The 10,001-nt window shown below is 71.6% G+C and carries 11 protein-coding genes; 7 read left to right on the forward strand and 4 right to left on the reverse strand.

Going from position 1 to position 10,001, the window contains the following annotated elements; all coding sequences use genetic code 11:
• Window positions 1–2: 2 nt before the first annotated feature.
• Both AB0C25_RS16735 and AB0C25_RS16740 read left to right on the forward strand, forming a co-directional pair.
• A complete protein-coding gene (locus AB0C25_RS16735; RefSeq protein WP_357373936.1) occupies window positions 3–395 on the forward strand; it encodes a hypothetical protein in 393 nt (130 codons plus the stop codon).
• A complete protein-coding gene (locus AB0C25_RS16740) occupies window positions 388–804 on the forward strand; it encodes a hypothetical protein (RefSeq protein WP_357373938.1) in 417 nt (138 codons plus the stop codon). Before AB0C25_RS16735 ends, AB0C25_RS16740 begins: the two co-directional genes overlap by 8 nt.
• A gap of 104 nt (window positions 805–908) precedes the next feature.
• On the opposite strand, the gene fabG is transcribed toward AB0C25_RS16740, so the two are convergent.
• Window positions 909–1,667: a 3-oxoacyl-ACP reductase FabG gene (gene fabG / locus AB0C25_RS16745; protein ID WP_357373942.1), complete on the reverse strand. Its 759-nt coding sequence runs from the start codon at window positions 1,665–1,667 to the stop codon at window positions 909–911.
• A gap of 43 nt (window positions 1,668–1,710) precedes the next feature.
• Window positions 1,711–3,363 (reverse strand): alpha-amylase family protein, encoded by a 1,653-nt coding sequence (locus AB0C25_RS16750; RefSeq protein WP_357373944.1) that lies wholly within the window; start codon window positions 3,361–3,363, stop codon window positions 1,711–1,713.
• 57 nt (window positions 3,364–3,420) lie between these two features.
• On the opposite strand from AB0C25_RS16750, the gene AB0C25_RS16755 reads away from it, so the two are divergent.
• Together AB0C25_RS16755 and AB0C25_RS16760 are read left to right on the forward strand one after the other, a co-directional pair.
• Window positions 3,421–4,035 (forward strand): DUF1349 domain-containing protein, encoded by a 615-nt coding sequence (locus tag AB0C25_RS16755; protein ID WP_357373946.1) that lies wholly within the window; start codon window positions 3,421–3,423, stop codon window positions 4,033–4,035.
• 57 nt (window positions 4,036–4,092) lie between these two features.
• On the forward strand, window positions 4,093–4,764 hold the full coding sequence (locus AB0C25_RS16760) for a DedA family protein (protein WP_357373949.1): 672 nt from the start codon (window positions 4,093–4,095) through the stop codon (window positions 4,762–4,764).
• A gap of 20 nt (window positions 4,765–4,784) precedes the next feature.
• Here AB0C25_RS16760 and yidC read toward each other — a convergent pair whose 3' ends face one another.
• Together yidC and AB0C25_RS16770 are read right to left on the reverse strand one after the other, a co-directional pair.
• Window positions 4,785–5,531: a membrane protein insertase YidC gene (gene yidC, locus AB0C25_RS16765; protein ID WP_357373951.1), complete on the reverse strand. Its 747-nt coding sequence runs from the start codon at window positions 5,529–5,531 to the stop codon at window positions 4,785–4,787.
• 117 nt (window positions 5,532–5,648) lie between these two features.
• Window positions 5,649–5,942: a DUF6412 domain-containing protein gene (locus tag AB0C25_RS16770; protein WP_357246498.1), complete on the reverse strand. Its 294-nt coding sequence runs from the start codon at window positions 5,940–5,942 to the stop codon at window positions 5,649–5,651.
• Window positions 5,943–6,101: 159 nt separating this feature from the next.
• Here AB0C25_RS16770 and AB0C25_RS16775 point away from each other — a divergent pair, with 159 nt between their 5' ends.
• The 3 genes from AB0C25_RS16775 to AB0C25_RS16785 all read left to right on the forward strand — a co-directional run bounded on the left by AB0C25_RS16775 (window position 6,102) and on the right by AB0C25_RS16785 (window position 9,682).
• Entirely contained in the window at window positions 6,102–7,238 is a 1,137-nt protein-coding gene (locus AB0C25_RS16775) for a glutamate--cysteine ligase (RefSeq protein WP_357373953.1), read from the forward strand.
• Between the two features lie 24 nt (window positions 7,239–7,262).
• A complete protein-coding gene (locus tag AB0C25_RS16780) occupies window positions 7,263–8,642 on the forward strand; it encodes an FAD-dependent oxidoreductase (protein ID WP_357373955.1) in 1,380 nt (459 codons plus the stop codon).
• A 68-nt stretch (window positions 8,643–8,710) separates the two neighbouring features.
• Complete coding sequence (locus AB0C25_RS16785; protein ID WP_357373990.1) at window positions 8,711–9,682, forward strand: LacI family DNA-binding transcriptional regulator; 972 nt, start codon at window positions 8,711–8,713, stop codon at window positions 9,680–9,682.
• Window positions 9,683–10,001: the final 319 nt, after the last annotated feature.

The following is a 10,001-nucleotide window of genomic DNA, read 5'->3' on the forward strand; positions in this document are numbered from 1 at the left end:
CGGTGACCAGCGTGAGCATCGACTCGCCGGTGGACGGAATCGTCGCGACGGTGTCGATCGTGCTGTCGCTGCTCGTCGCGGTGTGGGCGCTGGTGGCGGCGGTGCGCCAACGGCCGCCGGACCGGGTGCAGTTCATCGGTCTGGGCGTACTCGAAGTGGCATTGCTCGTGTTGAGCGTGCTGGCCCTGGTCGCGGTCGGCGGCGGGGACCGGCCCGGTGAGCCCGGCGCCTTCTTCGGCTACCTGGTCACGCTCGTGTGCCTGCCGCCGTTGGCCTGGGTGCTGGCCCGGATGGAGCCGACCCGTTGGGGTTCGGCGATCGTCTGCGCGGTCTGCCTGGTGGCCCCGGTGGTGGTGGTCCGGTTGCAGCAGACCTGGGAGGTGCTCGGTGGTTGAGACACGACCGGCCGGACGCGCCACGAACGCCGGCCCCGGTCGGCTGCTGATCGCGGTCTACCTGCTCTTCGCCATCGCGGCGACCAGCCGGGCGGGTCTGCAGCTCGCCACGAAGTTCGACGAGGCGCCGGTGGCGTACCTGCTCTCCGGGGTGGCCGCGCTCATCTACATCGTGGCGGCGGTGGGGTTGGCCCGGGCCGGGCACACCGGCCGACGGGTCGCGCTGGCGTGCTGCTCCGTGGAGTTGGTCGGCGTGGTCGCGGTCGGCATCCTGAGCCTGGTCGACAAGGAGCTCTTCCCGGACGAGACGGTCTGGTCGCAGTTCGGCAGCGGGTACGGCTACATCCCGCTGGTGCTGCCGGTGCTCGGCCTGATCTGGCTCTGGCGCACCCGCGGCGCACCCGCCTGACCCGCCGCACACCCGCCTGACCCGCCGCACACCCGCCGGATCGGGCGCAGACCCGGCTACGAGGGCACCCCTTCGCGATGGAGCGCCCTCGCCGGGAGGACCGGTCAGTCCCGGGGGCCGCCCGCGACGTAGATGACCTGACCGGAGACGAAGCCCGCACCCTCGCTCGCCAGGAACGAGATGGTGTGCGCGACGTCTTCCGGGAACCCCGGGCGACGCACCGGGATCTCGGCCGCCGCGTGCTTCTTGAAGTCGTCGAAGTCGACCTTCATCCGGGCGGCGGTGGCGGCGGTCATGTCGGTGACGATGAAGCCGGGTGCGACCGCGTTCACGGTCACCCCGAACGGCCCCAGCTCGATGGCGAGCGTCTTGGTGAAGCCCTGGAGGCCGGCCTTGGCGGCGGCGTAGTTCGCCTGCCCCCGGTTGCCCAGCGCGGAGGTGCTGGAGAGGTTGACGATCCGCCCCCACCTGCGGTCCACCATGTGCTTCTGGGCGGCCTGGCTGAACAGGAACGCGCCCCGCAGGTGCACCCCCAGCACGGTGTCCCAGTCGGCGTTGGTCATCTTGAACAGCAGGTTGTCGCGCAGCACGCCGGCGTTGTTGACCAGCACGGTGGGCGCGCCCAACTCGGCGGCGATCCGGGCCACCCCAGCCTCGACCTGGTCCCGGTCGGAGACGTCGGCGCCCACACCGAGCGCCCGGCCACCGTCGGCGACGATGGCGTCCACCGTGTCCTTGGTGGCCGACTCCTCGATGTCGACGACGGCCACGGCCATCCCGTCGGCGGCCAGCCGTCGGGCGGTGGCCGCGCCGATGCCGCGTGCGGCTCCGGTGACGATGGCGACGCGGGACTCCTCCGACATGATTACCTCCCGGTAACGTGGGGTCGATCGGAGGAGCTTAACGTCAACAGGCCGGCCCCCGGCATAGGCGAATCCACCGGTATCCGTGGCCGGAGACCTTCACCGCGCCGAGCTTGCCCAGCTCGCCGTAACCGCGGTCGGTGAGCACGTCGATCGGCATGTCGGCCTCCGGTTCGAGGCTGCTCAGGTCCACCTCGACGTCGTCGGTGCCCAGGTTGTGCACGAAGACCATGGTCCCGGTCGGCCCGTCCGCCCGGTGCGCGAGTACGCCGGCGGGCACCGCCACGTCGATGTGCGTCGTCGATCCGGACCCGATCTCCGGGGCTTCCCGCAGGGTGCGGATCATGCGCTCGAACCAGGCGAGCAGCGACTTCGGGTCGCCCCGCTGGGCGGTGACGTTGACATTCTGGTAGCCGAACTCACCCTTGTCGATCACCGGGCGGACCAGCTTCTCCGGGTCCGCCGTGGAGAAGCCGGCATTCGGCTTGTACGACCACTGCATGGGGGTACGGATGGCGTCCCGACCCCGCAGCGACAGGTCCTCGCCCATCCCGATCTCCTCGCCGTAGCGCAGCACCGGCGTGCCGCGCATCGAGAACTGGAGGGCGTACGCCAGTTCGATGCGCCGCCGGTCGTTGCCGAGCATCGGGGCGAGCCGGCGACGGATGCCCCGGTCGTAGATGCGCATGTTCTCGTCCGGGCCGAACTCCGCGTACACCTCGTTGCGTTGTTCGGTCGTCAGCCGGGACAGGTCGACCTCGTCGTGGTTGCGCAGGAAGGTGGCCCACTGCCCACCGACGGGCAGCTTCGGGGTGTCGTGCAACGCGTCGATCAACTGCTCCGGGTCCTGCCGGGCCAGGGAGAGCATGAGTCGCCCGTTGAGCATGAAGTCGAACAGCATGTGGATCCGGTTGCCGGACCCGCTGGTGTCGCCGAAGAACGTCGGCAGCTGGTCCGGCTCGACATTCGCCTCGGCCAGCAGGACGGCGTCGCCGCGCCGCCACTGCACGTGTTGGCGCATCTCGGTGAGGAACTCGAAGTCCTTCGGGGAGTTCGGGTTGCCCGGCTCGGTCAGCTCGATGATGAACGGCACCGCGTCCATCCGGAAGCCGGAGACGCCGAGCTGGAGCCAGAACGACATGATCTTCTTGATCTCCGCCCGGACCTGCGGGTTGGCGAAGTTGAGGTCCGGCTGGAACTTGTAGAACCGGTGGTAGAACCACGCCTTGGCGGTCCGGTCGTAACTCCAGGTCTCGTCCTGCTCACCCGGGAAGACCATGCCCTGGTGCCGGTCGTCCGGCTCGGTGTCGGACCAGACGTACCAGTCGCGGTACGGGGAGTCCGGCGAGGACCGGGCGGACTGGAACCACGGGTGCTCGTCGGAGGTGTGGTTGACCACCAGGTCGATGATCACTCGGATGCCCCGGTTCTGGGCCTGGTGCAGCAGCTCGGCGAAGTCGCCAAGGGTGCCGAAACGCGGGTCCACGTTGTAGAAGTCGGTGGCGTCGTACCCGTCGTCGCGGTTGGGCGACGGGTGGATCGGGTGCAGCCACAGGCAGGTCACCCCGAGCCGGGCCAGGTAGTCCAGCCTCCCGATGAGCCCACGGATGTCACCGACCCCGTCGCCGTCGGAGTCGGCGTACGTGTCGATGTCGAGGCAGTAGACGACGGCTTCGGAATACCAACGGTCACCCATGCCGGAGGAACATCTCCGAACGATCACCGCGGCAAACCCTTGGTTATCGTGCCTGTCATGGGAAACGACCTGGTTCCGCCGAGCACACCATTGGACTGGTCCGCGGGCAGGTGGCTGCACCCACCGGTACGCGTCGAGGAGGGTCCCGCCGGCCAGCTCGTCGTCGAACCGGCGGCGGAGAGCGACTTCTGGCGGCGGACCAGCTACGGCTTCGTCCACGACAACGGCCCGGCGCTACTGGCACCGCTGCCGGTCGACACCGCCATGGAGGTGAGTTTCCGGCTCGACTTCGCGGCGCAGTTCGACCAGGCCGGTGCGCTCGTCCGGGTCGACGAACGGACCTGGACCAAGGCCGGCGTCGAGATCAGCGACGGCGAGGCGCAGGTCGGCGCGGTGGTGACCCGGGAGTTGTCCGACTGGTCGGTGGCGCCGGTGCCGCAGTGGGTGGGCCGGGAGGTGACCGTCCGGATCAGTCGGGCCGGCGACGCGCTGACCGTCCGTGCCCGCGCCGACGACGAGCCGTGGCGACTGGTCCGGCTCTGCCCGCTGGATCCGGCGGCCGAGGCGGTGGCCGGGCCGTTCTGCTGTGCGCCGTCGCGCGCCGGCCTGAGCGTGGTGTTCACCGGGTGGCGGCAGGGTCCGGCGGACACCGCTCTGCACCCCGAGGTGTAGTAATCGCCTTGCTGGGTATGACAATCCGATCCCCCGCAGCCGACCGGAAGGACGACCATGGCGTACGCCCAGAGTGGCGACCCGGCCGAGTTCACCGGGTTGACCGGTTGGGTGGCCTCGGTGATCGAGGCGATGGGACCGGTGGGCGTGGCGCTGCTGGTGGCGTTGGAGAGCATCGTCCCGCCCATCCCCAGCGAGATCGTGTTGGCGCTGGCCGGCTTCCTGGCCCACGAGGGTCAGTTCAACGTCCTGCTCGTGACGCTGGCCGCGACGGTCGGCTCGCTTGTCGGCGCGCTGGTGCTGTACTGGCTCGGCGCGGCGCTCGGCGAGGAGCGGCTCAAGCGGTGGTTGGACCGGATCCCGCTTGTCGACAGCGACGACCTGGAGAAGGCCGACAAGTGGTTCGAGCGGCACGGCCGGTGGGCGGTGCTGATCGGCCGGGTGGTGCCGGTGGTCCGCAGTCTGGTCTCCGTTCCGGCCGGGGCCAACCGGATGCCGTTGGGCGAGTTCATCCTGTTCACGACGATCGGCAGCGGGGTGTGGAACGGGCTCATCGTCGGGGCCGGCTACGGGCTCGGCAAGCGGTGGCAGGACGTGGAGCGCTACAGCGACTGGTTCAACTACGCGATCGTGGCGGTCTTCGTCGTCATGGTGGTCCTGTGGGTGATCCGTAAGGTCCGCAGGCGTCGGGAGCGCGACGACCGGCGGTCGGTGACCGCCGGTCGTTGATCCGCTACCGGTCGGCTCCGCTACCGGTCGGCCGGCGCCGCAACTGCCTGCGGGCGGCGGAGCACCGCCTGCTCGACCGCCGACCACACGCTCGTGGTCACCAGGTAGATGACCGCGGCGAGCGGCAGCACCAGCGCCACCAGCACCGTCGTGAACGGCAGCAGGGGCAGCAGCCGCCCGAGCACGGCCGCGCCCGGCCCCTCGGTGGGCGTACCGGCCACCGTGCCGACGGCCGCCGAGGCCCGCCGCGCCCGCCGCGACGACCACCAGGCCACCGCGAGCAGCACGGCCAGCAGTACGGCGAAGAGCGGGCCGGCCGCCCCGGCCACACCGTCGCTGAGGTGGTGGCCCAGCGGCACCCCGGCGAGCCGCTCGTCGAGCAGCCCGGTGCCGCCCTCGTTCGTGGCGAACAGCCGGTAGAGCACCAGCAGGAACGGCGCCTGGAGCAGCAACGGCAGGCAGCCGGCGATCGGGTTCGCCCCCGCCTCGGAGTACAACGCGAACACCTCGCGCTGAACCTTCGCCGGGTCGTCGGCGTACCGCCGCTGGAGGTCTCGCACCTGCGGGGTGAGCGCTGCGCGGCGCCGCTCGCCGCGGACCTGCGCGACGGTGAGTGGCGAGATCAGCAGCCGGACGGCGACGGTGAACAGCACGATGGCGGCGGCGGTCGCCATCGTGCCGGCCAGTGGTGTGAGCAGGTCGGTGAGCCAGGACAGTGCCGTGCCGGCGGCGCCGACGACGTCGTGCAGTGGTGCGAAGGCAAGCATGGACAAACCCCTCGGTCCGATTCCGGTGGGGTCCTCCCCCGAGCGAGGCTCGACAGCCCGATTGACGCTCGACAGGGGGACCGGTGACGGCGGGATCGGCCGCGCGGCGGCGTGGCGCTACGCGGCCGAGGGGTGTCCCGGGGCACGGGGGCGGGGGCGACCGGCGGCGTCCGGGTCGATCTGCCGGGGCATTCGGCGGCCACGGGACCGGGCGCGCAGCCCGGCCCACCGCGGCCCGGTGCCGGGGGTGCCCGACCTGCCCAGCACCCGCGCCGCGAGCACCACGGCGAGCAGCACCAGGGCGGTCAGCGCGGCACCCGCGAGCAGGTCGGTCGGACGGCCGGCGAGCAGGGTGAGCTGGGCGAACGCGACCATCCACGCGACCCCGACAAACCCCAGTGGCACCGGCACGGGCTCAGCATAGGACCGGCTGTCACGTCGTCCCGCCGAAATCGGCGGCACACCCGAGCACGACAGCCACGCCACGTTTCCCGGTGTCGCCACGTTGGGTAACCAGACAGCGGACCGACGCGGATGGACCGCGACCGGTAGGAACGGACGGTGGTGTCGATGACCGGTCAGGTGGCGGAGGCGGCCAGCGAGATGGCTGCGGCGACCGGATTGCTCACCGTGGGTGTCGAGGAGGAGTTCCTGCTCGTCGACCCGCACACCGGGGCCGCGGTCCCGGCCGTCGACCTGGTGATGGAGCAGGTGCCGGCCGAGCTTCGCGGGCAGGTGGAGCGGGAGTTCCAGACCAGTCAGATCGAGATCGGCAGCCCGCCCGGCCTGGAGCTGTCGTCGATCCGGCACTCCCTCGGGGTGCTGCGGCGGGCCCTTTCCGACGCCGCCGAGCGGGCCGGCGTACGCCTGCTCGCCATCGGCACGGGTCCGGTGGACGGTCCGGTGCCGCCGGTGGTGGACAAGCCCCGCTTCGACCGGATGATCGAGCGGTTCCGGCTGCTCGTCCCCGGCCCCGGCAACAACGGCATGCACGTGCACGTCGGCGTCCCCGATCCGGAGACCGGTGTGCAGGTGCTCAACCACGTACGCCCCTGGCTGCCGATGTTGCACGCGATGACCACCAACTCCCCGTTCTCCCGGGGCGAGGACACCGGCTACGCGAGTTGGCGCTCGGTGGAGTGGGAGCGCTGGCCGTCGGTGGCCCCGACTCCCTATCTGGAGTCGCACGAGCACTACCAGCGGCTGATCCGGCAGTTGATCTCCAGTGGGGTGATGCTCGACGAGGGGATGCTCTACTGGTACGCCCGCCTGTCGGCGAAGTACCCGACGGTGGAGCTGCGGATCGGCGACGTCTGCCCGTCGGTGGACGATGCGGTGCTGGTCGCCGCCCTGGTCCGTGCCCTGGTGGCGACCGCCATGGCGGATGTCGAGGCGGGGCGGCCGGCGTTGCGGACCGACCACCACCTGCTGGTCGGCGCGCACTGGCGGGCCGCGCACGACGGCCTGGAGGGCGACGCGGTCGACGTCACCACCGGCGAGGTGCGCCCGGCCTGGGAGCTGCTGGACCGGCTCGTGGAGCGGCTGCGGCCGGCGCTTGAGCAGCACGGCGACTGGGCCGACGTGACCGACCTGCTGGGCGGGTTGCGGCGGCACGGCAGCGGTGCGGCCCGGCAGCGCGCGGTGTACGAGCGCACCGGCCGACTCACCGACGTGGTGCAGGACGTCGCGCGGCAGACCCGTGGCTGAACACCGTCGTGACAGGATGAGGCCGTGGCGCAACGGCTGATCGTCATCGGCGGGGACGCCGCCGGAATGTCGGCGGCGTCCCAGGCCCGACGCCGCCGCGACCGCGACGACCTGGAGATCGTGGTCTTCGAGCGGGGCCACTTCACCTCGTACTCGGCGTGCGGCATCCCGTACTGGATCAGTGGCCTGGTGTCCGGCCCGGAGGCGTTGATCGCGCGGGACCCGCAGACGTTCCGCACGACGTACGCGATGGACGTCCGGCTGCGCCACGAGGTCACGGCCATCGACCTGGACCGCCGCGAGGTGGTCGCCCGCGACCTGGAGGGCGGCGGCGAGGTCCGCGAGCGCTTCGACGACCTGATGTACGCCACCGGCGCGGTGCCGGTGCAGCCACCCTGGGCGGCCACCGACGCGGGCGGCGTGTTCGGCATGCAGACCCTCGACGACGGGGCGGCGCTGCGCGACTGGCTGGAGGGTGAGCCACGGCCGCGCCGGGCGGTGGTGATCGGCGGCGGCTACATCGGCGTCGAGATGGCCGAGGCGCTGATGCAGCGCGGCCTGTCGGTGACCCTGGTCGAGGCGGGCTCACAGCCCATGGCGACCGTCGACGGCGACATGGCCGAGCTGGTCGCCGACGCGATGCGCGGCCTGGGTGTCACGATCCGCACCGACCTGCCGGTGACCGGCCTGGAGCAGCGGGACGGCCGGGTGTCCGCGGTGGTCACGGCCGAGGGGCCGATCCCGACCGACGTCGTGGTCCTGGGCCTGGGAGTACGCCCGAACACCGCGCTCGCCGAGGCTTCCGGGTTCCCGATCGGGCCGACCGGCGGCATCCGGGTGGACCGCCGGATGCGGGTGACCGGGCTGTCCGGCGTCTGGGCGGCGGGCGACTGCGTGGAGACGCTGCACCGGGTCAGCGGGATGCCGGTGCACGTGCCGCTGGGCACGCACGCCAACAAGCAGGGCCGCGCGGCTGGGATCAACATCGGCGGCGGGTACGCCACCTTCGCCGGCGTGATCGGCACGGCCGTGACCAAGGTCTGCGACCTGGAGGTGGGGCGCACCGGCCTGCGGGAGCGGGAGGCCACCCTGGCCGGTTTCGACTTCGTCTCGGTGGTCGCCGAGTCGACAAACCGGGCCGGCTACTACCCCGGCGCCCGGCCGATGACCGTCAAGTTGATCGCCGAGCGGCCCAGCGGCAGGTTGCTCGGCGCGCAGATCGTCGGGTGGTCCGAGGCGGCCAAACGGATCGACACGCTGGCCGTGGCACTCTGGAACGGCATGACGGTGGACGATATGACGTCACTGGACCTGGGCTACGCTCCGCCGTACGCGCCGGTGTGGGATCCGGTGCTCGTCGCCGCCCGTAAGGCGGTCGACGCGCTCGCTGCCCTCGACCGCTGACCGGTGCCCGCCGTGGAGGATCCGTGACCCAGACTCCGACCCGGCCGACGACGCGTCGGCGCCCGACGATGGTCGACGTGGCCCGGCACGCCGGGGTCAGCCTGAAGACGGTCTCCCGGGTGGTCAACGACGAGCCGGTGGGTCAGGAGCTGGTCAGCCGGGTGCTGGCCGCCATCGCCGAGCTGGGCTTCCGGCGCAACGACATCGCCCGCAACCTGCGCTCCCGGCAGCTCAACGCCACGGTCGGGCTGCTCATCGAGGAGATCGCCAACCCGTTCTACGCGACAATCGCCAGCGTTGCCGCCGAGATCGCCGCCGCCCACGGCACGATGCTGATCACCGCCTCGTCGGAGGAGGACCCAGAGCGGGAACGCGCCCTGCTCCAGGACTTCACCCAGCGCCGGGTCGACGGGCTGCTGGTGGTGCCGGCGGGCCTCGACCACTCGTTCCTGCGGCGCGAGGTCGAGCTGGGGATGCCTGTGGTGTTCCTGGACCGGCCGCCGCAGGGGCTGCACGCCGATGCGGTGCTGTTGGACAACCGGGGCGGCAGCCACGCCGCCGTCGCCGCGCTGCTCGACCAGGGGCACCGCCGGGTGGGCCTGCTGCTCGGTGCGCCGAGCGTGCCCACGATGCGCGAACGGTTGGCCGGGGCGCGGGCGGCGCTGGCCGCGGCCGGAGTCACACCGGACGAGTCGCTGGTCTCCGAGAGACTCATCGCGCCCGAGGAGGCCGGGCGGGCGGTCGCCGCGCTGCTGGACCTGGCGGACCCGCCGACGGCCTTCTTCTGCGCCAACAACCGGCTCACCGTCGGCGCGCTCCAGGAGCTGCACCGCCGGGGCAGCGACGCCGCGCTTGTCGGCTTCGACGACTTCGAGCTGTCCCACCTGATGCCCCGGCCCCTGACCGTCGTCGCCTACGACACCCGGGAGCTGGCACGGGTCGCCACCGAGCGGCTGTTCCAGCGGATCGCCGGAAACGACGAGTCCGCGCCGTCCACCACGGTCCTCCCCACCCAACTCCTCCGCCGCGGCCTCCCCTAGACGAGTCCCAACCCTGGCTGGGGCGGTGAGCGCAGCCGACGGCCGGCGGCTACCGTCAGTCACCTCCGTGGGGGCGGATGCGGTAGTGAGCGGTATACCTGTGAGTCATATCTATGACTCACAGGTATACCGCTCACCAGCACATCGGCAGGGCGGGCAGCCACAGCGGAGGGCTAGCGCCCTTCGCCGCGACGCAGCTCCGTCTCGAGTGGGGACACACAGGCCCTAACTCGAAAATCGAACCGTGCGTAGACACGCGGCAGCATCCCGCGTCGCGAAGCGGCGTGGGATGGGTCGTGGTGTGGCGGTGGTTAGGCGG

Origin of the sequence: Micromonospora sp. NPDC048839 (assembly GCF_040649915.1) — a bacterium.
Classification (GTDB): Bacteria; Actinomycetota; Actinomycetes; order Mycobacteriales; family Micromonosporaceae; genus Micromonospora.